Here is a 23,711-nt window from a genome sequence, read left to right on the forward strand (position 1 = left end):
GCTGCTCAGTCCTCCGGCACCACGACCTGAATGTGGCGCGGAATGGTGCTTAAGCGGATCGGCAGCGGCGGACCTTGCTCGCCGTCCACATTCGTCTGTACCGGCTCGGTGGAGCGGACGGAGACCTCCTTGGCTGTAAAGTAGATGACATCCTTATGATTCCGCAGATTGCCGAGCAGCAGGGAGATGCTGACAGTAACGGAATTCAGCAGGTGCAAGTCCTTGACGATGAAGCAATGGAGCAGGCCGTCATCTACGGCGGCAGCAGGGGCAAGCTTCTCGAAGCCGCCCACGGAATTCGTCAGTGCAGCAATGAACAGCGGGGAGGAGCCTTCCCAGATCTCACCGTCGTGAGTAATCGTCAGGGTATGTGCAGTATTGCTGGCCAGCTCCTTAATGCCCTCTTTTAGATAAGCAAGGAACCCGAGCCGGCTCTTGTCTTCGGAGCTAACCGAGGAGAGGGAGCCTGCCAGAGAGCCTGCGGCCACCACATTGACGAACAGCCGGTCATTCAGCCGGCCCATATCGACTCTTCGGGTCCGGGGCGACGCCAGGCTCTGAATGGCCTCTTCAGGAACAAGCGGAATCTGTAGCGCGCGGGCAAAATCATTGACGGTGCCCATTGGCACAATGCCAAGTGTAGGGCGGTGCTGCTGATCTGTGAGGCCGTTCATCGTCTCGTGGAGCGTTCCGTCTCCTCCAATGGCAACCACCAGATCATAGCACTCGGCGCAGGCCTGGAGGCAGAAGGCGGTTGCATCTCCTTCCCCTGCGGTCTCCTGGATGGTAACCTGATACCCTGCGCCTTGCAGTACCTCTTCCGCTGCTCTAATATAATCCCGCGCCTCTGCCTTGCCGGACGACGGGTTCATGATGACCATGGCCTGCTGCATACTGCACTCCTCTCTCTTGTAACCGGATTAATATCCATTAACCAACTAAGTATAGCGTTTGAATCAAAAGCGCCAAAGGGCGCAGTGTCCCTTTGGCGCTGGGCCGGTGTATAGCTGCCACAGGGCAGAAGCTATCTTCCTTCGATCCGCCGCCCATAAGATTCGGCGTAGGCCGCACTGCGGAACTTAAGAATCGGATCATCCGAGAGGAGCATACCGGTTGTAAGGATCGTAGGGTCCATGAGCAGATATGTCGGATCGGGGTAGATCTCTGAAATATGCAGCCGCCCGAGATCGATTCTGCGGCGGTCCTCCGGCCAGGCACGGGTAGGATCATCCGTAGCATCGCCTTCCTCTCCAAGAACAGCGACCAGTTGGAAGATAGCCGGCTCATCCTTGAAGCGCAGCTCCAGCTCATCCTCCAGATAGCGGTCCGGCTGCTGCGCAGCCTCTTCCAGCGTCAGTGTGCGCACGCCCGTCTCGGGAACCCATTCGAACCGGACAGGCTGCTGCCTGCCTTCTGCATTCACCAGCACATAAGCATGTATGCAGTGGTAATGACATTCGGCGTAGCTGGCAGGCGGCTTGAGCCGCCGCACCGCGAGCAGAGCGTCTTTGCTCTCGCTGAAGTGGCTGACAATTTCCTTCATCAGCTCAATCGGTCCAAGTGTCCCGGTCCGCAGCCGGTGGGCCATCTGTATCATGTCGATGAAGGACTCCGGGGTCCGCGCAAAAAAGACAGGAACGGTCACTCCAACCAGATTCGTAACCCCGCCATCCGGGAGGATGAACTGGACAGCCATCCCCTTGGCAGGGGATAGCAGGTCCGCAAGTGCCGGATCAGTCGAGCTGCCCGAGAAGCGGATAATGGCATTTACCTGCTGCTCCTGAAGGTGCTCCGCCTCCGTGAATTCCTTCCCCAGTCCGCTCGGCCGGAAGAAGCCGCGGCAGCAGACTCCCGCCGCATGGGCGCGGCGGTATCCGGGATGGACACCGGACAGGTTCTCGATCGCGTCTACTGCCTCGGCGGCAAGCGCTGGATGCTCCCTGGTGTCTGCGGCAGAATGGCTGCTGCTGTGCTCCGATTCCGATTCATTCATGTCCTCATTCACTCCTCCACGATGATTTACAACATATACAAGCTATTTTCTAATTATTACCACTTTCACTGCTTATCCAAACCGCTTCTCGTAGACATCCACTTGGTTACCAGGCTGAATTCAGGCTGGAGGCGGAGTGAAATCGATTTATATGTTAAACTTAGACAGACTTATCCCTATAAACATGCTTAAGCAGGAATGGAGAAATGAAATCATGAATGAATTGCCAAATTGCCCGCAGTGCAGCTCTGTGTACACCTATGAGGACGGAGCGCTTCTGGTCTGTCCGGAATGCGGACATGAATGGTCTTTGGATGCTGGAAGTGCAGGCGGCGAGGAAGAGAAGGTTATTAAAGATGCTAACGGAAATGTACTGGCTGACGGGGACACTGTAACGGTGATTAAGGATCTCAAGGTCAAAGGCAGCTCGTCCGTTCTGAAGATAGGCACCAAGGTGAAGAACATCCGGCTGGTGGACGGCGACCATGATATTGATTGCAAAATCGACGGGTTCGGCGCAATGAAGCTGAAATCGGAGTTTGTGCGCAAGGCATAGCATGAAGCAGGACCGGAAGTCCGCTGCCCGGCAGGCAGCAGGTTCCGGTCCGCCAACTCTCCCCGCTATAGAATCCGCCGCGCGGTAACAAACCGCTGCTTCCACTTACTGCTAAAATCCTCCATATGTACACCCTGCTCCTTAGAGTAGGTATGCAGGATCCGGTTATTTCCGGCATAGATGGCTACATGTCCGATGTCGAGACCCCTGGCGGTGAAGAACAGCAGATCTCCGGTGCGTAGCTCGCCCACGCCAACCTTCCGGCCTTCCTGTGCCTGATCATAAGAGACGCGGGGGAGCTCAATCCCAAGCGTATCCCCGAATACACGCTTCACAAAAGAAGAACAGTCGAACGTATCTGTCTGGTCAGGAGAAGCGCCGAATTCATAAGGGGTATTCAGGTATTTTTTACCTGAGGCAATCAGGGCTTCCCCTTGCTTCTGCAGCAGGGAAGGGCTTCTGTAATCCGTGAATTTCGGCTTGGAAGATACATATCCTCTCACATGATCTGCGGTCCGCACCTCCAGCCAGAGGGCATCAACCTCACGGATGACATGAACCTTGCTTCCGGCGGGCAGCAGGCCCAGGCTAGTGGTGCTGCTCCCGGCATCCGGGTTGCTGCGCAGGTTGACTCCCCAGGTGACCGAGGTCTCATAGGCGGATGCCGAGGAGATAAGGACGGAGCCCGAAGCCGGCTCCCAGGTTACTTGGCTGCCCAGTGCTTCACTAATGAAGCGCAGAGGAATCATACTGTAGCCTTGCGACAGTTGTCCCGGTACTGCCAGCTGAGCGGTCTTCCCGTTCAGCAGAGCTGTGGACGAGCCTAAGGTATAGGTGAGTGCAGTGCCGCCTTTGACGGCAGTTACCGTCTTGCTTGCATTGTCCCAGGAGAGCTCGGCCCCTTGGGCTTCGAACAGCCCACGCATAGGAACCAGTACAGTCCCGCTGATGTTGAGCGGCTGAGTCTCCGGCTGGAGCTGCTGCCCGTCCAGGTAGATGGAGATGGGCTGAGGTGAAGGGGCTGCATCTGCATGGACGCGCTCTGGCAATAACAGGGCCAGTCCAAGCAGAGACAGCAGCATAGTCGTTCTTGTTGTCATGGATTCATCACCTTATGGATAGATTTAACTCTCTCCAGTTAGACGCGATTGGTTTGAATTGGTTTTGTGCCAATTGTTGGTAACGAGTATCAGACAAGGCTGCAGGAGTTGCGCTTGACGTCCGCCAGAATACAGATTATAATCCAACCAGTTAGTTAGAAATAAGGAGGCGGAAACCATAACCACAACAGGGGGCAAACGCAGCACCAAAATATACGACGCCGCCCGCACCCGGGCGATTATTCTGGATGCAGCGGAGGAGATTTTTGCCGAATCCGGTTACTCCGCAGCACGGATCGATGCCATTGCGAAAGCATCCGGGTATAACAAAAGCCTGATCTATCAGTATTATGGCGACAAGCTAGGGCTATATACGGAAGTGGTTAAGCGGGCGGACCAGACTGGCGAACAGATCACAGGCTCGTTCATCAGCGAATTGCTGAAGGATGAGCAGGTACTACAGGACGCATCCGCATTCAAGACTTTCTTGGAGTACTGGACCCGTCAGACCGTCTCCTTCCTGCTTGAGCACCGGAGTTACCTGAGAATCCTCTTCTGGGAAGCTGCGGAGGGCTGGAAGACCTGGAATCAGATTACCTATCGTCCGGAAGATGATCCTCAGATGCATGAACTTGCCATGGCCGCCCAGAGGAACGGTATCCTTCGTCAGGATCTGGACCCCGCGCTCTTTCCGATGCTGATCATGAACGTGATTGCTATGACACTGCAGTTGTCTTCAAGGTTTGAGCACTTGTTCGGCAGCCCGGACTCTCCGCAGATTAGAGAACAGACCACACAGCAGATTGTGCAATTTATTATCCATGGCGTCATGGAGCCGTCTTTACTGTAAGGGCGGCTGTTTCTTTGGACTAAATATAAACAACTAGTTAGTTTTAAAAGTGGCATAGGAGTGATGATGATGAACGCAATCATTCAGACAGAAGGATTAACCAAGCATTTCGGCAGCCATCATGCTGTGGATAAGCTGTCGATCGAGGTGAAGCCGGGCGAAATCTACGGATTCCTTGGGCTGAACGGAGCAGGCAAAACTACAACCATCCGCATGCTCCTGGGCATGATCCGCCCCGATTCCGGGTCGGCCTACCTGTTCGGACGGCGGGTCGATGCGGGCAGCCATAAGCTTTGGGCAGAGGTAGGGTACATGGTCGAAACTCCCTACTCCTATCCTGAGCTTACGGTCCGTGAGAACCTGGAGATTATCCGCAGGCTGCGGGGTATCCCGGACCGCTCTGCCATTGACAGTATTATCGGCAGGCTCCAGCTTACCGCTTACCGGGACCGCAAAGCCGGGACGCTCTCCCTCGGTAACGGGCAGCGGCTGGGCCTCGCCAAGGCCATGCTGCATCATCCGCAGGTGCTGATTCTGGATGAGCCGACGAACGGGCTGGATCCGGCGGGGATTGTGGAGGTGCGGGAACTGCTCCGGGAGCTTGCGGCAGATCAGGGAGTGACGATTTTTATCTCCAGCCATATTCTTGGCGAAGTCTCCAGGCTGACGAGCAGAATCGGCATCGTGCATCAAGGGAAGCTGCTGCAAGAGACGGATGTGAAGGATCTTCATCCCTTGCTCTGCAGGAGTCTGCGGGTAGAGACCCGCGATCCGGCAAGTGCCTGCAGCAGACTTACTCAGGCAGGCTATGTGGTGCAGCAGAATGCAGAGGGCACACTGCTGCTTCAGGAGGAACGTGCCGTAACGAACCCGGATTACATCTCCAAGCTGCTGGTGTATGCGGATATGCCGCCTACGCTGATTCAGGTGGAGGAAGAGGATTTGGAGCATTATTTTCTAAGAGTCATTGGATCTGAAGGAGGAGTGAGACCATGAATCAATGGCTATCGGCCCTGTGGGTGGAGGTCTTGAAGCTTCGCCGTTCCAGGCTGTTCGTGATATCGCTTGTGGTCAGCATCCTGGTGCCGGTAATGATCGGGCTGGTGTTCTCCGGGACCATTGGCTCCCAGAGCGCCTTTGAGGGTGAGATCAATGTGGCAGGGTTTCTGAAGGAGCTGGGCATTGTCGTCTCCATGGGAGGCTTGATCGGCTTCGGGTTCGTGTACAGCTGGAGCTTCGGCCGGGAATACTCCGACCGCACGGTGAAGGATCTGCTGGCCCTGCCGCTATCCCGGTATGGGGTGGCCGCTGCGAAGATCGTTGTTTCTACGTTATTATGTGAAGTTCTATCCTTGTTCATGTTCATAGCTGGGTGCATCACGGCATGGTTTACTGGCTTGGACGGATGGAGTCTCGAGGTCATTGTTCAGGGCTTCAGCGGGTACGCACAGATCTGTCTCATGGTGGTTGTTCTGAGCATCCCTGTAGCGTGGATGGCTTGTATCGGGCGCGGTTTCCTGTATCCCCTGGGCATCGTCCTGCTTACCATTGTGATCGCTCAGTTCGGCGGGGCGCTGGGCATTGTAGAGTATATTCCGTGGGCCATTCCCGGACTGCTCAGCGGTGCCTCAGGAGAGGAGAGCGCACATCTGGAGCTGGTTAGCCGTTTGCTTCCGTTTCTCACCGGCGCTGTTGGCCTCATAGGCACGCTTGTCTGGTGGAGGTATGCCGACCAGACCTAAGTCGGGTGGAATTGCAGAGTTTTATTATTGTAGATTTTAATTAGTGGAGGGGAACAGAAATGGAGAAGGCACCAAAAGGCACTATTCTTATCATGGCTATTCTAATTATCGGGACAATGGCAGGGCTATTGAATCAATCCTCGCTGAATACGGCGCTGCCGAACATTATGGGTGAGTTCCGGTTGTCTGCGAGCACTGTGCAGTGGTTAACGACCGCTTTTGCACTGGTTACGGGAATTGTAGTTCCGATTACAGCTTATCTTATTCAGCGCTTCACCACCAAGCAGGTATTCGTCTTTGCGATGGGGATGCTGACTGCGGGGACGCTTCTGTGTGCGGTCTCCCCCGGCTTCGGTCTGTTGCTTACGGGACGGATCATCCAGGCGGTCGGAGTGGGCATTATGCTTCCCCTGGTGCAGACCCTGACGTTCATCCTGATCCCGGTTGCCCAGCGGGGGTTCACGATGGGAATGATCGGACTTGCGGTTAATTTCGCTCCGGCGATCGGACCTGTGCTGAACGGCTGGCTCGTGGAGGATCATTCCTGGCGGCTATTGTTCTATATTCTGGCTCCTTGCTCGCTGCTGCTTACGCTCCTTGGGGTATTTCTCGTGAAGAACGTTACGCCACAGGTAAAAAGCAAAGCCGACGCTTTATCCATGACGTTGTCCTCGCTCGGCTTCGGCGGCGTGCTGTATGGCTTCAGCGTCTCCGGCAGCAAAGGATGGGGGAGCACCGAGGTGCTGATCTCCCTTGCGGCGGGGTTCATCGCGCTCGGCCTCTTCGTCTGGCGGCAGTTAACGATGGAGAATCCTCTGCTGGAGCTGCGGGTGTTCACCAGTCCTGCTTTTACCATGGCTACTGTAATCAGTATGATCCTGATGATTATCATGCTGAGCGCGCAGCTCCTGCTGCCGCTCTATATGCAGACCATGCTTGGCTACACCGCGCTCAAGTCGGGTCTGATGCTGCTGCCCGGTGCGATTCTGATCTGTATTATGTCCCCTATCGCGGGGAAGATTTTTGACAAAATAGGTGCCAGAACGATGGTAATCACCGGAATCAGCCTGACGGTCATCTCTGCACTGTTGTTCTCCAATCTGACGGAGCATACGTCCTATACGTTCCTGATAGTGGGCTACTCCCTGCGGATGGTCGGTGTCAGCCTGACCCTGCTGCCCGTCGTCACCAGTGGAATGAATTCCCTGCCGCCGGCTCTGATCCGCCACGGCATTCCCGTGAACACTACGCTACGGACGGTCGCCGGTTCCATCGGGACAGCGCTGCTTGTGACGATCATGACCTACAGCGGCGGCGGCCTGAAACAGACGGGCGATGTCCATAGCTTAATTCATGGAATGAATGTCGCTTCTATGGTCACCACAGGAGCCGCAGTGGTTGCACTGATTCTGTCCTTCTTCATCCGGCGAAAGGAAGAGATCTCTACGGAGATTCCCGCGAAGGGCGTTGCTGTGAAATAACCGTTCGTATATGGATATAGGATGTATCCTCAGCTCAAATAAAATACCTTCTGCTGCAAGAGATCGAGGGCCCGCTCGGTCTCTTTGCGTTCCTCAGCGCTCAGGGCCGCAATACGCTGCTCGAACCGGACAGCGATCTGTCCGAAGGCCTCATTCATCAACGCCTCACCTGCGGCGGAGAGCGTAATTCCCTGCCTGCGGCGGTCAGCGGGGTCGGTGATGCGGGTACATAGCCCTTTTGCGCTGAGCTTCTTCAGCTCCCGGCTCGTATTGGGCATCGACATGTTCATGCAGTCGCTGATCTCGCTGAGCGTAACAGGCTGGCTGACGGCGATGTATTCAACAATCTTATATTGCAGCGGCGTTAAGCCGTCTGAGTTCACATCTTTGGAAATATCATTCGTTATTTGATGGACGGCAGTGGTGAAGGCAATGAATTTTTGAAAAAGATGGTTGTTGTCCATAAGATCACCTCAGAGGTCACAATACCAGAATAATTATCAAAAAACAATTATCATTTGACAAGTAATTTGCGGCTGTGGTATGTTTTTGTTATCAAATGACAACTAAAGGGGAATAACACTGATGAATACACTTGTGATCTACACCCATCCGAACCATAAGAGCCTGAGCTACGCCTTCCTGGAGGAAGTGCTGCGCGGCAGCAAGGAGAATGCGAAGATTACGGAAGTGAAGGTGCTTGATCTGTATGAGGCCGGATTCGATCCGGTCCTGGTGTTCAATGAGAATCGGCGCAGACGGGATATGTACCGGGAACCGGAGCTGGCAGAGTACAGGGAGCAGCTGCTGTGGGCCGATCAGATCGTCCTGGTCTATCCGATCTGGTGGGGACGCCCGCCAGCGATGCTGATGGGCTACATCGACCGGATGTTTGCATCGGGCTTCGCCTACCGGGATAAGGGCGGACTTTTGCCGGAGGGGCTGCTCAAGGGGAAGAGCGTGATCTGCATCTCCAGCATGAAGGGGCCGACCCACTACCCGCTGCTGTGGCTGGGGAACTCGCATAAGATACTGATGCGCAAAGCCCTGTTCAACTACGTGGGCATCCGTAAGGTGAAGTTCTTCGAATTCGGTAACATGGAGAGCAAGAAGGGGAAACATAGCAAGAAGCTGGAGCAGATCTACCGCTATTTCAAGACAGTGGGGTGAATCTTGAACAATCTATTTGACATCCGGCCAACTTGTAACTACAATGGTTACATGAGTGATGATTACCGATGTCAACGAGAGCTTATAGCTGAGATTGAAATACAAGAACCCAAATGGAGGAATATGAGATGACAATCGCATTAACAGGAGCAACAGGCAAATTTGGTTCCATCGTAGCAGAGACTCTGCTGAAGACCGTACCCGCTGGGAATATTGTAGCCAGTGTCAGAAACCCGGAGAAGGCAGAAGCCCTGAAGGCGCGCGGGGTCGATGTCCGTCATGGTGATTTCGATCAGCCGGAGACGCTGGACACCGCCTTTGCCGGAGTGGAGCGCCTGCTGATCGTCTCGGCTGACGGCGACAACGACACCCGTATCCGCCAGCATAAGGCAGCTGTAGACGCAGCTGTCCGTGCAGGTGTAGGCTTCATCGTCTACACCAGTGTAGGCGATGCCGATAACAGCTCCCTGTTCCTGGCACCGGTACACCGTGCCACAGAAGAGTTCATCCGTGAATCCGGCATTCCGTATGCTTTCCTGCGCAACAACTGGTACCTGGAGAACGAAGTCGGCTCCATTCAGGCCGTGAAGGCCGGCGCTCCATGGCTGACCTCTGCCGAAGACGGCAAGGTAGGCTGGGCTACGCGCAGTGATTATGCTGAAGCGGCGGCTGCTGTTCTGGCTGGAGAGAGCCGTGAGAGTGTCATCTACGAATTGTCCGGTACTCCGCTTACCCAGGCAGAGCTGGCAGCAGTGGTCGGCGAGGTTCTGGGCCAGGAGGTTGCTGTGCAGCAGGTGGATGACACCGCCTATGCGAAGATTATGGCAGGTGCAGGCGTCCCGGAAGCGGCGCTGCCAATCGTCGTTGCCATTCAGGCAGCCATCCGTGATGGCGCGCTGAATATCGAGAGCGGCGACCTCGTGAAGCTGCTGAACCGTCCGCTTACCCCGCTGAGTGAAGGCGTACGCGCGTTGCTGGGGTAATTACTGTTGGTTGAACAAGCCCGCCAGTTATACTCTGGCAGGGCCTGCTATGAGAAGAGGCTGTCCTATACCGGTTGTTCGGCAACCGGCAGGCAGCCTTTTTTTGCGTTTGCATGATCTGAGCGGGAGACGCGCAGGCTGGATGTAGATCAGAGGGAGCAAAATGCGGTGTAAGCCGCGCCGCGGCTAGAGATACAAGCGGGTTGGGGGACGAAGGTTGGGGGTGGTGTTTATTTTTTTTGCCGGGATTGTGATCCAAACCTGAATCCCCTGCGTTTCAGTGTATGTACAGACAAACAGGCAGACAGGCAACGTGAACACCACATATTACCCCAACCTAAGGAGTGAATTGAGATGAAGATGAAGAAATTAGTCGTTCCGATGTTAAGCTTGACCCTGATGATACCTGCGCTGGCAGGTGCGGAGGCAGCCCCGGCAGCCACCATGATGAAGGCTTCGGTGAATACACCGGCTGCCGAGCTGAGAGCGGGCCTGGATTATTTGCTTTCCGAGCATTTCACCCTTGCCGTAACCGCAATGACAAAGGCTTATGACGGTACTAAGGATGCGGCAGCGGCCTACCAGGCGCTTGATCAGAACGCGCTCGATATGCAGCCCGCCATTGCTTCACTGTACGGCGATGCAGGTGCAGCAGAGTTTGAACGGATTTTCCGCGCACATAATAAGTACACCGACGATCTGGTGAAGGCGACGAAGAACAAGGATACCGCAGCCGTCCAAGCTGCAGAAGACAAAGTAAGCGGCTTTGTAGACGAGTTCGGAAATTTCCTCGGCACGGCAACAGAGGGCAAGCTTCCGGCAGCTGCCGCGAAGCAGGTTATCCGCAGTCATGAGAACCATGTCCAGGAAGTGTTCGAGGATTATGCAGCCGGTGATTACAAGGGCGCGTATGAAGCTTACCGTAAGGGTTATGCAGAAATGTTCAGTATCAGCAAAGCCTTGTCCAGTGCGATTACTACGCAAATGCCTGTTAAATTCGAGAATACCAAGGCAGATACCAAAGCTGCTGATCTGAGATCCGCACTCAACCAGTTAGCGGGTGAACACTTTGCTCTGTCCGTCCTGCAAATGCAGGAGCAATATGACGGAAGAGCGGCTTCCAATGCGCTGCTTGCAGCTGAAGCCATGAATACAGCAGACTTCAAGGCAGCAATTGCTTCTATCTATGGTGCAGACGGGGCGGCGGCCTTCGAGAAGATCTGGGTCACGAATCATGTGAATGCCCAGGCTGATTTCACAGCGGCAGTGAAGAACAATGATGCAGCGGCAAAAGCGGCAGTCGAAGCGCGTATCGCAGGCTTCACCACTGAATTTGCAGCCTTCCTTGATTCGGCTACAGCAGGCAACCTGCCGAAGTCAGCGGGACAATCCGCATTGACCACCCACGAGAATCAAGTGCAGCAGGTGCTTACGCAATATGCAGCGGGCAACTATGACGCATCGTACAAGACGAACCGCGAGGGCTACAAGACGATGTTCGGGGTAGGCCAAGCGCTGGGCAATGCGATTGTTACGCAGTTCAACGATAAGTTCCAGGATGCAGCAGCACCTGCACCTGCAACACCAGCAGATCCTGCTTCCATGATGAAAGTCTGGATGAAGGTGGGCAGCGGCGTCCTGAACATTAACGGAAAAGTAACTCAAATGGATACCAAGCCGTTCATTTGGAGCGGAATGACCTACATCCCGCTTCGTTATCTGAGTGAAGGCATCGGGGCAGAGGTGAAATGGGACAAGCAGGCGCAGCAGGTTACCATTACAGCAGGCAGCGACACCCTGGTATTCTGGATGAACAAAGACTTCATGGAAGTCAACGGCATGAGAAAATCCGTCGGCGCCAAGGTCTTTGTGAACGACGACAACAGAACCGTAGTTCCCCTTCGTTTCATCACCGAATTACTGGGCTGGAACGTACAATGGGGCAACGCCGATCAGTCTATTACGTTGACTAAGAGCATGTGATTTTGTGAACGGAAGTTAACCTTCTATATTAGGCCAGGATTAGACCAAGCCCGCAAGCGGCTCACTGTAACTAGTGCCGCTTGCGGGCTTTTGTTGAGCGCGGAATCCAGATTTTACATTGACAACCTGTCCAGACACGTATATATTTATCGATAATGATTCTCATTATCGTATAAAAAACCTATTCAGATAAGGAAGGGTCCACACATGAACCGTACCAAAAAGTTCTCTTTCAAGACATTATTTATTCCATTAGCGCTAACTATAGTGCTGGCAGGCTGTTCCTCCAACCAGTCGAATTCAGCTGCTTCACCTTCCCCGGCACCTACAGCAGCTGCAACTAGCGAAGCGGCAAGCACAGAAGCACCAGCGGCGCAGGATGCTGTGACCTATCCGATTACCATCAAGCATGCGCTTGGTGAAGCTGTAATTAAAAGCAAGCCGGAACGCGTAGTTACTGTGCAGTGGGCTAACCATGATGTGGCTCTGGCTCTGGGCGTTGTCCCTGTAGGCTTCTCGGCTGCGAACTTCGGTGTGCAGGATGGCAGCGGGCTGCTGCCTTGGACCGCTGATAAGCTCAAGGAGCTGAATGTAACTGATCCGAATGTGTTCCAGGATACCGATGGTCTTGATTTCGAGGCAATCTCTGACGCCAACCCGGATGTTATTCTGGCCGCGTACTCGGGCCTAACGAAGGAAGATTATGAGACCCTGAGCCAGATCGCTCCAGTGGTAGCTTACCCGACGGCTGCTTGGGCTACGACATGGCGTGAGCAGGTGCTGCTGAACGCAGAAGGCATGGGTATGAAGCCTGAAGGCGAGCAGCTCATCAAGGACACCGAAGCCCTGGTTAAGGACAAGCTGAGCAAATATCCGCAAATTGCCGGCAAAAAAGTAGTCTGGGTCAATTTCTCCGCTGAGGATTTGTCGAAACTGCATATTTATACACCTGTGGATTCCCGGGTCGCATTCCTGTATGAGCTGGGGATGATATATCCCGAGAGCATTACCAAACAGATTACAGACCCTACCAGCTACTCGCTCAGCTTAAGCTCCGAGAATGTGGAAGCCCTGTATGATGCAGATCTGATCGTAGGTTATGGCAATGACGAATTGCTTAAGACGCTTCAGGCAGATTCACTGATCGGCAAAATTCCGGCCATTGAACGGGGATCGGTAGCTTTTATCGACAGTGATACTCCGCTGGTTGCTGCCGGAACACCGAACCCGCTGTCCATTGCGTATACGATTGATGAATACCTTGCCTTAATTGGGGGAGCTATTGATAAAATAAAATGATGAGTTCACCAGTCTCGGACGATAACAAGCTAAAATTGCATATGCCGAAGAATTTTATCCTGGTGCTGGTGAGCTGCATGGTCCTGCTGGTCCTGTGCATCATTGCCTCACTGGTACTGGGAGCCCGTCATGTAGGCTGGAATGAGCTGATGGACGGGCTTTTCCGTCCAGAAGTGGACAGCTATGGGGCAAACGTGGTGCGCAAGCGGATCTCCCGGACGGTGTTCAGCCTGATGTGCGGCGGGGCGCTGGGTGTATCGGGAGCCTTGATGCAGGCGGTGACCCGTAACCCGATTGCCGATCCCAGCATCCTCGGGGTGAACACGGGAGCCTCTTTGTTCGTAGTCTGCGGAATTGCTTTCCTGAACATAAGCACTGCGGGCCAATATATATGGTTAGCCTTAGCCGGAGCTGCAATTACAGCGGTCTTCGTATTCGGAATCGGCTCGATGGGGCGTGGCGGAGCCACGCCCATTAAGCTCGTTCTGGCGGGTGCTGCCATCAGCGCGGCTCTGTCCTCTCTGGTTACCGCTATCATGATTCCGCGCGCTTACGTCATGGACCAGTTCCGGTTCTGGCAGGTGGGCAGCGTGGGTGCGGGGACCTGGAGCGGCATTACAACCTTCCTTCCGTTCCTGCTGATCGGCATGCTGATTGCCTTCATTACGGCTCCGGCCCTGAATGCGCTGGCCCTGGGCGATGATGTGGCGACCGGACTCGGGGTCCGCACAGGGACACTGCGGCTTATAGCAGCGCTGGCCGGGGTATTATTATGCGGAGCAGTGACGGCACTGGCCGGGCCTATCGGGTTCATTGGCCTCTTGTCCACTCACGTAATCCGGCTGATCCTCGGCTCGGACCTGCGGTTCGTGATCCCGATGTCAGCGGTCACCGGGGCTATTATTCTCACGGTCTCCGATGTAGGCGGCCGGCTGATTGGAAGCCCCGGAGAGCTTGAAGTCGGTGTAGTCACAGCCTTTGTAGGGGCACCGATCCTGATTCTATTAGCGATGAAGTCGAAAGTGCGGTCCTTATGAGAAATGAAACGATTGAATTCATTATGGCGGGCAGACGTCAGAGACAGCGCCGGGGCTTGATTGTTACCAGCCTGCTTGCCGTACTTGCCTGTGTACTGTGCTGCGCGATGCTGCTGCTCGGGAATACCATCTATCCTGCTTCGGAGGTCATCCGCGCACTTTCCGGCGAAGAGCTGAAGGGTGTCTCCTTCGCTGTGAATGTGATCCGGCTGCCGCGGATGCTGGCGGGTCTTTTTGCCGGATTCGCCTTCGGGATTGCCGGGTACACCTTCCAGACGATGCTGCGCAATCCGCTGGCGAATCCGAATGTCATTGGCATTACCTCAGGATCGAGTGCGGCTGCGGTATACTGTATCGTGATCCTTCAATCCAGCGGAGCTGTAGTCTCTGTTGCTTCGGTAATCGCTGGCCTTGCCACAGTGCTGCTGATCTACGTGCTCTCCAGGGGAAGAACCTTCTCCATCGGGCGGTTAATTCTGATCGGAATCGGCCTTCAGGCGATGCTGGATGCCGTGATCTCCTACCTGCTGCTGATCGGCTCCGAGAAGGACATCCCTTCAGCGGTCCGCTGGCTGACTGGAAGCCTCAACGGCTCACAGATGCGCGAGCTTCCGCCGCTGGTGATCATCGTGCTGATCTGTTCGCCAATCATCATCCTGCTGGGCAAGCATCTGAGTATTCTCGAGCTGGGGGAGCAGTCGGCTACCTCGCTTGGAGTCCGCACCGACCGGACCCGAATTGCACTGATTGTCAGCTCTGTCTGCATGGTGGCGATGGCTACGGCTACTACCGGACCTATTGCGTTTGTCTCCTTCCTGTCAGGGCCGATTGCCAAAAGACTGGTGGGTACCGGCGCTTCCAGCATCATCCCCGCAGGTCTGGTCGGCGTGAATCTGGTCCTGGCGTCCGATCTGATTGGACAATTTGCTTTTGAGTACAGATTCCCTGTAGGCATCATTACCGGATTACTCGGAGCGCCTTATCTGATCTTCCTGTTAATCCGCATGAATCGAAAGGGAGAGTTATAATGAACAAGGCACATGTATTTGGAGCTGAACAGGTTGTAGCAGGCTATGAGAATAAGACGATTATTCATGGGGTAGACCTGGTGATCCCCGATCGGCAGATCAGCGTGATTATCGGAGCGAACGGCTGCGGGAAATCCACCCTGCTCAAAACCATGGCCCGGCTGATCAAGCACACCGCAGGCCAGGTGACGCTGGACGGCAAGCCGATCTCGCAGATTCCGGCCAAAGCGTTGGCGCGGGTCATTGGTCTGCTGCCGCAATCCCCGATTGTGCCGGAAGGGATATCGGTTGCCGATCTGGTGGGACGCGGCAGATTCCCCCACCAGTCCCTGCTTGGAGGCTGGTCCCGGAAGGATTACGAGGCCGTGGCCGAAGCGATGGAGATTATGAATATTACCGAATTCGCTAACCGTAATATCGATGAGCTCTCCGGCGGCCAGCAGCAGCGGGTCTGGATTGCGATGGCCCTGGCCCAGCAGACCGACATCCTGTTCCTGGACGAGCCGACCACCTTCCTGGATATCACTTACCAGGTGGAGATTCTGGACCTGCTGACCGATCTGAACCGCAAGCACGGAACCACCATTGTGATGGTCCTGCATGATATCAACCTGTCCGCCCGGTATGCCGACCATATCTTTGCGCTGCATTCCGGCAGGTTGGTGGCGGAGGGTTCACCGGCAGAGGTCATCACCAGCGGGCGGGTCAAAGAGATCTTCGGACTGGATAGCACAGTCATCCCTGACCCGGTCTCCGGTTCCCCGCTGGTTGTGCCTAGAGGGCGGTATCATAACAGGCAGGCGAATGCGCTAGAGTAAGGACTGCAGATGTCATACTCCCGGCAGTTTCACATTGCATATAAGGCTGTCCGACCGGTCCACCGGAGGGCAGCCTTTTGTGTACCCATAGAAATTATATTTGCCGCATGAGATCCATTCCCTTATCATGAACATGAATTAGGCGGTAGACCTTCCAATCTGAATTAACGCAGGTGATCCTATCAAAATTTCCATCGAGCATATCAGCAGGGAGCAGCAAGAGGAAATCATCATCAGATGCTATGAAGCAAACGAAGAGATCAGTGAGATTGTACATAAGCTTAAGGCAGAGACCCTTGTGCTCCTGGGAGTCCAGGAAGAGCGGGTCAGCCGCATCAAGCTCAGTGACGTCTATTATTTCGAAGCCGTGGACGGCAAAGTGTTTGTCTACAGCGAGAACCAGGTGCATGAAGTGAAGCAGAAGCTGTATGAGCTGGAGGAGCTGTGCCGGGACAAGAACTGTTTTCGCGCCTCCAAATCCACGATTCTGAATATCGCCAAGATCGAAAGTGTGCGTCCGTCCCTCAGCGGCAGGTTCACAGCACTGCTTGATAATGGGGAACGTGTAGTCATTTCAAGACAGTATGTGCCCGTACTGAAACAAAGACTTGGATTATAAAGGAGGGGATCACAGCATGAAGCGTTCTGAGGTTGTCAAAGATATCATCCGCGATTTTCTGGTTATCTTCGCATCCATCATCATTATCATTACGGTGCTGCGGCAGATTTTTATGCCGGAACTCGCCTTTGATCTGATATCCATCTATACGATTATGGGATTCTCCCTGCTTGGAGCCTTGACAGGCATGATGTTGTACGCTCCTAACGAGGTAAGCGAGCAGGCGATGCGTGTTAGAATTGTGATTCATTTTCTCCTGCTGGAGATTCTGTTGATTGCCCTTGCCAGCCTGATCGGAGTTGTAGCCAGTGTGTCCGCTGCACTTCTGTTTGCCCTGCAAATCGCTGTAGTCTATGCCATTGTCCGTCTGCTGTCCTATGAGAAGGATAAGAAGGAAGCGGAGCAGATTAATGAGAGACTGAAGGCTGTGAAGCAGGACATTCGCGGGTGATTCCGTAGGTAATGTCGCGCTTTTATGCATCTTATTGCCCTGTAGCTACAGCTTACCGTAAATGGGTATACACCCTTTTCGCAGTTTTTTATGATGAATTCATCACCTCACGCGAAAAGGAGAATTATCCCTATGTACAGCCGCATCAAGCTCTTAAGCTGGATTAGAATTACCCTGTTTATCGTATTCGTTATTCTGACATTGTCCCCTGTGATCGAGTGGGGTTTTAGTTGGGGATTGCTGGCGGCATTGCTGTTTATTTTTGCGCTGAAAGGCTCGGTTGATCTGCTCCGCAAGAAGACAGGCGTGAGACCGTCCAGACGTTCAACCCGGGTGTGGAAAAGGCTGCTAACCGCTGTGGCGCTGCTAATCTCACTTATCCCGCCTATTCTATTCCCGCAGTACCGTGCACCTGAAGTGACCGGGGAATATGAGGTCAGAACGGCTGTGTACACCTATACGGACCCTAACCGGATGGAGGGATTTACGGATACCGGAGAGCGCCGGAGGGTGAATGTGGAGTTCTGGTATCCCGGCCACGCGGAGGGAACGTACCCGCTGATCGTCTTTTCCCATGGCGCCTTTGGGGTTAGAGAGAGCAACGCTTCAACCTTCACGGAGCTGGCCAGTCACGGCTATGTTGTGGCATCCGTCGATCATCCTTACCATTCCTTTTATACACAGAGCGTGGACGGGAAGGTCACTATGATTAATGCTGATTATATGCGGGAAGTTAACGATTCCAACAAAGACGGGATTTACACCATGGAGGAGCTGTACGGCCTTACGCAAAAATGGATGAAGCTGCGGACCGGGGATATGAATCTGGTAATCGATAATATCCTGAAGAAGGCGGGAAGGGACTATGACCCCGTGTACCAACGCATCAATATGGAGCACATTGGCGTAATCGGCCACTCCATGGGGGGTGCGGCAAGCGTGGCGCTCGGCCGGGAGCGCAGCGATGTGGATGCCGTTGTCAATCTGGATGCCCCGTTCTTCACCGAGCTGGTGTATGACCGGAAGATGAATGATCTGGCGGCCAAAGATGAGCCTTACCGCGTACCGCTGCTGAACATATACACGGACGATGTGTGGAGACAGATCGGGAAGAACTCGGCTTACGCAGCGAATAACACTGGAAATCCGAACTTCAAGGATGCGTATACCGTTCATTTTGAGGGAGCCAAGCACTTAAGCCTGACCGATCTGCCGCTGTTCTCCCCGATCCTTGCGAATATGCTGCAGCGCGGGCAGGCGGATATCGATAAGTATTACTGTATTGAGACCATAAACAGGCTAATTCTTGAATTCTATGACTATACGTTAAAAGGCATCGGCCGGTTTGCGCCGCAGGCGTTGTATTAAAGGGGATGCAGCGGCGGCTGTAAGGTGATTCCGGGAAACATAGTTTTCTGCTCCACCTTAGTGAATCCTAAGGACCGGTACAGTGCAACGGCGCGGGTGTTCAGCTCCCAGACTTCGAGTCTGGCCAGATTCATCCCATTTGCCAAGAAATAATCAAATATATAATGCATGATCACCTTGGCGATTCCGGTTCCCCGGGCTTCGGGCATAACATACAGCGTTTCAATATAACCGCAGACATCTGCCGCCCAAAAGGTACAGCCTCCCAGCAGCCTGCCGTCCCGCCTAAACGAAAGATTGCGGAAATGGGCATGTCTGCCTTGCTCCGCAAGTGTGTCCAGATTGAGTGGGGTGATAAATATGGTATCGTACCGCTCTTTGTAGACTATCCGTCTGTCCTCTGAATGAAGGTCCTCCGGCTGCACGGTTATCTCTTCCGGCAGGTTGTAAGTGAAGCCTTCCGCAATAGAGGCCTCCATAATTATGCTGTAATTTGCTTCGAACTGGGTCCCTATGTAAAAGTCACGCTGCTTCTGGTCTGCTTGGAATTCGCCGTAGATTCTGGCGGTTAAGTCCGGCCGTAATGCCCGCAGCTCTCTCGCCCGGATCAGCACTTGGTTAAACAGCTCCCGGCTAACTTCCTGCTGTACAATTTCATCCGAATGTTCAGCGGGGTCAACGCTTATATAGATCAGATATGGGGTATCCGGTGTCTGGTGATGATTGATCGCCGGATAGGCATAGGCACTGCCCAGGTAATCTCCTTGCTCACCCAAAGCAATGAAGATATTCTCTCTGCTGTTCCCGTACTGGTCTGCTTCGGGATGAATAATCTGTATGTTCATCAATGTCCTCCTGTACTCAACGAATCTTCAACGATCATACAAATTATGACATGATTCATCAGGGGACTGATGGTAGAGTTTCTCTATAATCAATTGCTACATATCCAAGACAGAAGACTGAACGAGTTCCGCTATCCCTTCCTCTAACCCCGTCAAACCCTCATCCTCCAGCCACTCTGGCGGGACGAGCAGATAATGGCTGGAGCTGCTCTTCAGGTAGCTGTAGATGATCTGTGCCTCGTCGATCTTGTGGCGGCTCATCTCTTCCGTAGCGGCGGTCTGGCTGCTGCTGTGGAAGACCTCCCGGGCGGATGCAGCGATCATCCCGGTGAGCTGCCCTTCATTCAGGGCTTCCGTTGCCAGCAGGGTGCGGAAGAGGATGACGCTGCCCTTGATCAGGATTAGCTTATGGGAGTGCTCGTCTACTGGCTCCAGCACGATAATATTCTTGTTGGCTCCGGTGAATTCGATCACTTGCTCCTTCTGCAGCAGCGAGTGAACCGCCCCCAGATAATCGCGGAATTTGGCGGCGGTCTCGAAGTCGAACCGCAGCGCAGCTTCCTCCATGCGGGCTTCCAGTCCGGTTATAATTACGCTGTCTCTGCCTTCCAGTAAGCAAATAATCTCGTCTATAACGGCTTCATACTGTGCCACAGCTGCCTCCCCGCCCCCGCACATGCCGATGCATAAGCCCAGCGAATGGTTCAGGCACCGTGAGTTGCGGGAATGGGGGCTGCTGCACAGAATGCGCTGTGATTCTTTGATGCCCAGCACCGCCCTTTCGACCGTACTCCGGCTGGTATAAGGGCCATAGACGAGGCCGCCTGCCTCTGTACTTGGCTCGTAGCCGATCTCAATCTGCCGGTAAGGTGCTTTGTCCACGATGGAAATGTAGCTGTAGGCGAGCGGATTTTTCATTTTGCGGTTATACATCGGCTTGATCTCTTTGATCAGCTGACATTCCAGCATGAAGGCCTCCAGCTCCGTGTCGGTCAGCCGGTAGTCCAGATCACGGATATGCTTAACCAGCTGCTTCACCTTGGGAGAATGTCCCTTATTATTATAAAAATAAGACTGGACCCGCTTCCTCAGCTGCTTCGCCTTGCCGACATAAATCACATGGCCCAGGCCGTCCTTCATCAGGTATACGCCAGGCGTCAAGGGCAGGCTGGCGACCTTGTCTGTTAGATGTGCGGGCATGGCAGCCGCCTCCGTTCGTCAAATTCTTCCGTATCCTTCAAGTATAGACCATGCCACCGCCACCTGCGACAGGAAAAGCTCCGCTCAGTGCTCAGACAGAAGCGGTGTGACATAACCCACAATGTCTCCTGGTCAAACCCTCTATCATTAATGACATGAACGACAGGCATGAGCGTATGCGATCAAGTAAGCTGGGGGGCTGCTGATGAAGTATTCGATCGGTGAATTTGCATCCATTCTTGGAGTGACGGCAGATACACTGCGCTTATATGAGAAACATGATATTGTCCGGCCGATGAAGGATCATCATAATAACTACAGGTATTTCAATGATTTGGATGCGCGGAATCTATTGACGAGCAGATGGTACCGGAGCATGCAGATTCCGCTTCAGGATGTAGCCGGATTGATTAAGGACGCGCCGTGTGAGCAAGTGATGGAATCGATTGCTGCCGCGGGTATGCAGCTGGAGGAGGAGATCCGGCGCAGCAGGCTGCTGCTCGGCAAGATTCAGGAGATTCAGGCGGAGCTGGCGGAGGTTAGCGCATCTCTATATACGTGCAAGATGAAGCAGGTGCCCGGCATGTATCGGATTCAGCAGACGAACAAGAATCATTTGCTGCAAAAGGAGGATATCAAAGACACGGTCCAGGCATGGATGGAGCTGCTGCCGTTCACCTTTTATTCCTTCCGGGTTGAGAATAAGGCAGGCGAATGCGTCTGTGGACTAGGGGAGCTGGAGTATAGCTGGGGACTTGGCCTGCTTGCAGAGGATCAGGTGAAGCTTGGCGTTAACTTGAACGACAGCGTGGAGGTTCTGGAGCCGGCTACCTGCATCTCTGCCGTCATTGTCAGCGGCCACGAGGATTACCTGGAGCGGGGGGCCTTCGGGTTCATGCTAGAGTATGTGCAGGCAAGGAATTATAAGATTAGCGGGGATATCAGCGGTAAAATCCTGTTCACTGAGCGCACGGGTAACGGCAGCAAAACGTATCTGGAGATTAATATTCCGGTTGAAGCGGAGTAAGCGTTCATCTTACTTTGAGAAAAGTTTCACATATTGTTCATTGACCTTGGTACAGTACCAAGGTTTACACTTTGTGCGGTAGTCAACAGTCCCATTAGAGAGAAACGGGGCTGCATTAACCACACAGGGGGAGAAATTGATGCGTAAGCAAGCAACAAAACGAGTGTTCCTAATCACCGTATGTCTGGTATTGGTCCTGTCGCTACTAAGCGGCTGCAGCGGTAACAATTCCGCCGCACCGGCAGCTTCAGAGCAGCCGTCCGCTTCGCCGCAGGCGTCACAGCCAGCGGATACAAGTGCTGTACCGGCAGACTTCAAAGCGGGAACCTATAAAGCAGAGGCTGAAGGCAAGGATGGCAAGATTCAGGTTGAGGTAACTCTTGACGATCATTCGGTCATTACCGGAATCAATGTGGTCAGCCAGAACGAAACCGCCGGAATCGGGGTAGAGGCGATCAACAAGGTCAAGGAGGAGATTCTATCCGGCCAGACCCTGAATATTGATGCCGTCAGCGGTGCGTCCGAGTCCAGCAAGGCGATTCTGACCGCTGTGGAGGATGCGCTTAAGCAGGCGGGCGGCAATGTGGAGGCTTTTAAAACAAAGGCTGTAGTGAAATCGGGAGAAGGCAAGACCGAGCAGCTGTCCGCAGATGTGGTCGTGGTTGGTGCAGGTGCGTCCGGTGTGTCGGCAGCGGTATCGGCAGCTGATAAGGGCGCGAAGGTGATCCTGATCGAGAAAACAGCGACGATCGGCGGCGCGAGCAACCTGTCCTGGGCGGGCAAATTCTACAACTCCTCGGCCGCGCTAAGCAGCGGGCTGAAAGTAGAAGTCGAGAAGGAAATTGCCGACTGGATCGTGAACAATCACTGGCGTGTGGATGCGGCGGCGATCCGCCAATACGTTACGAAGTCGGGCGAGACCTATGACTGGCTGACCGGCAAGGGCTACACCACCACCTTCCTGAACTTCGCCGGGGAACAGCTCCATATGCTGCCTCCTTATGAGACCCGCCAGGAGCTGCTGCGCAAGATGCTTGCAGCATCCGTAGAGAAGGGCGGCGGACAGGTGATCACGGAGGCCACCGCGCAGAAGCTGATGACTGGCGCTAATGGAGAGGTGACCGGAGTCGTGGCCAAGAAGTCTGACGGAACAACGCTGGAGATTGCAGGGGCAAGCGTTGTAATGGCTACCGGCGGGTATGCCGGGAATAAAGAGATGGTTAAGGAAGCCTTTGGCTTCGAAGGCGTCAATGGCGGGCTTGGGCAGAACATCGGTGAAGGGCTGAAGATGTCCTGGGAGATCGGCGCGAAGGTGCCGGACAACTTCGGCGGGCAGATGCTGCACCAGACGCTGGCCAGAGCTACAGACAAGCTGAAGACGCAGTATGAGCCGTTTGAAGCCAGCTATCCGATGATGCTGTCTTACCTGCCAACCCTGATGAATGTCGGCCCTTCGGGCGCGAGATTCAGAGATGAAGCGGCGACGCTTACAGCGGTTGCGGCAGCGAATACCAGTGCTTTTAACGGAGCATATCATCTGGTGATTGTCTCGCAGGCGCAGCTGGATGCCCTTAAGGCCAAGGGGATGAAGGGGGTTCAGGCACCTAAGCTTCCGGGCATGCCGCCGGAATTCTATGCCTCCTATACAGACAAGTTCACACTGGAGCAGCCATGGAAGGATGCCGATAAAGTCTTCGAATCCATGGTAGCGAACGGCGACGGCTTCAAGGGCAATACACTTGAGGAGCTGGCGAAGAATGCAGGGATGGACCCTGAAGTATTTACCGCTGAGTTCAAGCTCTATGAGGAAGCAGCGAAGACGGGCACCGATACGGAGTTCGGCAAGGCGAAGGAATATCTGGTTCCTATGGGCAGCAGCGGGCCGTATTACGCCGTTATTGCCGAGATCAACAACCTCTGTTCAGTAGGCGGTCTGCTGGTCAATACCAAGTTCCAGGTGCTGAATGATAAGCGTCTGCCGGTCAAAGGGCTGTACGCCGTGGGCGTGGAGTCCGAAGGGGTGCTTTTCAATGATACCTATGTAGGCAACGGCGTTGGACTGGGCTACTCCTTCACCTCCGGGCGGCTTGGCGGCGAGGATGCGGCAGCGGGCGCATTGGCTAAGGAATAGCTTCTTTATAAGTAATTTTCCTCTTTTTGC

At 54.1% G+C, this 23,711-nt stretch carries 23 protein-coding genes and 1 pseudogene; 18 read left to right on the top strand and 6 right to left on the bottom strand.

Going from position 1 to position 23,711, the window contains the following annotated elements; genetic code table 11:
- Positions 1-5: 5 nt before the first annotated feature.
- Together MKY64_RS28825 and MKY64_RS28830 are read right to left on the bottom strand one after the other, a co-directional pair.
- Positions 6-893, bottom strand: coding sequence for a diacylglycerol/lipid kinase family protein (locus MKY64_RS28825; RefSeq protein WP_209868775.1), 888 nt, complete (start codon positions 891-893; stop codon positions 6-8).
- A 131-nt stretch (positions 894-1,024) separates the two neighbouring features.
- Positions 1,025-1,993: a catalase family peroxidase gene (locus MKY64_RS28830; RefSeq protein ID WP_340957268.1), complete on the bottom strand. Its 969-nt coding sequence runs from the start codon at positions 1,991-1,993 to the stop codon at positions 1,025-1,027.
- A 214-nt stretch (positions 1,994-2,207) separates the two neighbouring features.
- Between MKY64_RS28830 and MKY64_RS28835 the strand changes: the two genes are divergently transcribed.
- Entirely contained in the window at positions 2,208-2,549 is a 342-nt protein-coding gene (locus MKY64_RS28835) for a zinc ribbon domain-containing protein YjdM (RefSeq protein WP_036722800.1), read from the top strand.
- 65 nt (positions 2,550-2,614) lie between these two features.
- On the opposite strand, the gene MKY64_RS28840 is transcribed toward MKY64_RS28835, so the two are convergent.
- Positions 2,615-3,649 (bottom strand): C40 family peptidase, encoded by a 1,035-nt coding sequence (locus tag MKY64_RS28840; protein ID WP_340957270.1) that lies wholly within the window; start codon positions 3,647-3,649, stop codon positions 2,615-2,617.
- Between the two features lie 244 nt (positions 3,650-3,893).
- On the opposite strand from MKY64_RS28840, the pseudogene MKY64_RS33490 reads away from it, so the two are divergent.
- The 5 genes and pseudogenes from MKY64_RS33490 to MKY64_RS28860 all read left to right on the top strand — a co-directional run.
- Positions 3,894-4,019, top strand: a pseudogene (locus tag MKY64_RS33490) (TetR/AcrR family transcriptional regulator); the annotation flags it as partial.
- 9 nt (positions 4,020-4,028) lie between these two features.
- Positions 4,029-4,499 carry a hypothetical protein gene (locus MKY64_RS28845; protein WP_340957271.1) on the top strand — a complete coding sequence of 157 codons (471 nt, stop codon included), beginning with the start codon at positions 4,029-4,031 and terminating at the stop codon, positions 4,497-4,499.
- Between the two features lie 69 nt (positions 4,500-4,568).
- Positions 4,569-5,495: an ABC transporter ATP-binding protein gene (locus tag MKY64_RS28850; RefSeq protein WP_340957272.1), complete on the top strand. Its 927-nt coding sequence runs from the start codon at positions 4,569-4,571 to the stop codon at positions 5,493-5,495.
- Complete coding sequence (locus tag MKY64_RS28855) at positions 5,492-6,241, top strand: ABC transporter permease (RefSeq protein ID WP_051477816.1); 750 nt, start codon at positions 5,492-5,494, stop codon at positions 6,239-6,241. The genes MKY64_RS28850 and MKY64_RS28855 overlap by 4 nt, the downstream gene beginning before the upstream one ends.
- A 59-nt stretch (positions 6,242-6,300) precedes the next feature.
- Positions 6,301-7,722, top strand: a complete 1,422-nt coding sequence (locus MKY64_RS28860; protein ID WP_340957275.1) for a DHA2 family efflux MFS transporter permease subunit — start codon at positions 6,301-6,303, stop codon at positions 7,720-7,722.
- Positions 7,723-7,751: 29 nt separating this feature from the next.
- On the opposite strand, the gene MKY64_RS28865 is transcribed toward MKY64_RS28860, so the two are convergent.
- Complete coding sequence (locus MKY64_RS28865; protein WP_076081387.1) at positions 7,752-8,186, bottom strand: MarR family winged helix-turn-helix transcriptional regulator; 435 nt, start codon at positions 8,184-8,186, stop codon at positions 7,752-7,754.
- Positions 8,187-8,307: 121 nt separating this feature from the next.
- Here MKY64_RS28865 and MKY64_RS28870 point away from each other — a divergent pair, with 121 nt between their 5' ends.
- The 10 genes from MKY64_RS28870 (at position 8,308) to MKY64_RS28915 (ending at position 18,478) form a co-directional block, all read left to right on the top strand.
- Entirely contained in the window at positions 8,308-8,892 is a 585-nt protein-coding gene (locus MKY64_RS28870) for an NAD(P)H-dependent oxidoreductase (RefSeq protein WP_036722791.1), read from the top strand.
- A 128-nt stretch (positions 8,893-9,020) separates the two neighbouring features.
- Positions 9,021-9,875 carry an SDR family oxidoreductase gene (locus tag MKY64_RS28875; RefSeq protein ID WP_036722790.1) on the top strand — a complete coding sequence of 285 codons (855 nt, stop codon included), beginning with the start codon at positions 9,021-9,023 and terminating at the stop codon, positions 9,873-9,875.
- A 354-nt stretch (positions 9,876-10,229) separates the two neighbouring features.
- Positions 10,230-11,858, top strand: a complete 1,629-nt coding sequence (locus MKY64_RS28880; protein ID WP_340957277.1) for a copper amine oxidase N-terminal domain-containing protein — start codon at positions 10,230-10,232, stop codon at positions 11,856-11,858.
- Positions 11,859-12,065: 207 nt separating this feature from the next.
- On the top strand, positions 12,066-13,157 hold the full coding sequence (locus MKY64_RS28885; protein ID WP_209868755.1) for an iron-siderophore ABC transporter substrate-binding protein: 1,092 nt from the start codon (positions 12,066-12,068) through the stop codon (positions 13,155-13,157).
- A complete protein-coding gene (locus tag MKY64_RS28890) occupies positions 13,154-14,194 on the top strand; it encodes a FecCD family ABC transporter permease (RefSeq protein WP_036722784.1) in 1,041 nt (346 codons plus the stop codon). Before MKY64_RS28885 ends, MKY64_RS28890 begins: the two co-directional genes overlap by 4 nt.
- Positions 14,191-15,222, top strand: a complete 1,032-nt coding sequence (locus MKY64_RS28895; RefSeq protein ID WP_340957281.1) for a FecCD family ABC transporter permease — start codon at positions 14,191-14,193, stop codon at positions 15,220-15,222. The genes MKY64_RS28890 and MKY64_RS28895 overlap by 4 nt, the downstream gene beginning before the upstream one ends.
- Entirely contained in the window at positions 15,222-16,040 is an 819-nt protein-coding gene (locus tag MKY64_RS28900; RefSeq protein ID WP_340957283.1) for an ABC transporter ATP-binding protein, read from the top strand. Before MKY64_RS28895 ends, MKY64_RS28900 begins: the two co-directional genes overlap by 1 nt.
- A gap of 298 nt (positions 16,041-16,338) precedes the next feature.
- A complete protein-coding gene (locus MKY64_RS28905; RefSeq protein WP_235191764.1) occupies positions 16,339-16,659 on the top strand; it encodes a LytTR family DNA-binding domain-containing protein in 321 nt (106 codons plus the stop codon).
- A gap of 16 nt (positions 16,660-16,675) precedes the next feature.
- Positions 16,676-17,110: a DUF3021 family protein gene (locus MKY64_RS28910; protein WP_036722777.1), complete on the top strand. Its 435-nt coding sequence runs from the start codon at positions 16,676-16,678 to the stop codon at positions 17,108-17,110.
- A gap of 132 nt (positions 17,111-17,242) precedes the next feature.
- The gene (locus tag MKY64_RS28915; RefSeq protein ID WP_340957285.1) at positions 17,243-18,478 is read left to right on the top strand and encodes an alpha/beta hydrolase family protein; all 1,236 of its coding nucleotides are present in this window, start codon (positions 17,243-17,245) and stop codon (positions 18,476-18,478) included.
- Here MKY64_RS28915 and MKY64_RS28920 read toward each other — a convergent pair.
- Both MKY64_RS28920 and MKY64_RS28925 read right to left on the bottom strand, forming a co-directional pair.
- Entirely contained in the window at positions 18,475-19,323 is an 849-nt protein-coding gene (locus MKY64_RS28920; protein ID WP_340957287.1) for a GNAT family N-acetyltransferase, read from the bottom strand. The two genes, MKY64_RS28915 and MKY64_RS28920, sit on opposite strands and share 4 nt — an antisense overlap.
- Positions 19,324-19,419: 96 nt before the next feature.
- Positions 19,420-20,523 (bottom strand): UvrB/UvrC motif-containing protein, encoded by a 1,104-nt coding sequence (locus MKY64_RS28925; protein WP_339252208.1) that lies wholly within the window; start codon positions 20,521-20,523, stop codon positions 19,420-19,422.
- Between the two features lie 205 nt (positions 20,524-20,728).
- Here MKY64_RS28925 and MKY64_RS28930 point away from each other — a divergent pair, with 205 nt between their 5' ends.
- Entirely contained in the window at positions 20,729-21,550 is an 822-nt protein-coding gene (locus MKY64_RS28930; protein ID WP_339252206.1) for a MerR family transcriptional regulator, read from the top strand.
- Between the two features lie 139 nt (positions 21,551-21,689).
- Positions 21,690-23,681 carry an FAD-dependent oxidoreductase gene (locus MKY64_RS28935; protein WP_209868738.1) on the top strand — a complete coding sequence of 664 codons (1,992 nt, stop codon included), beginning with the start codon at positions 21,690-21,692 and terminating at the stop codon, positions 23,679-23,681.
- Positions 23,682-23,711 lie beyond the last annotated feature (30 nt).

Source organism: Paenibacillus sp. FSL R7-0210, from assembly GCF_038009085.1.
GTDB classification, from domain to species: Bacteria; Bacillota; Bacilli; order Paenibacillales; family Paenibacillaceae; genus Paenibacillus_AQ; species Paenibacillus_AQ silagei.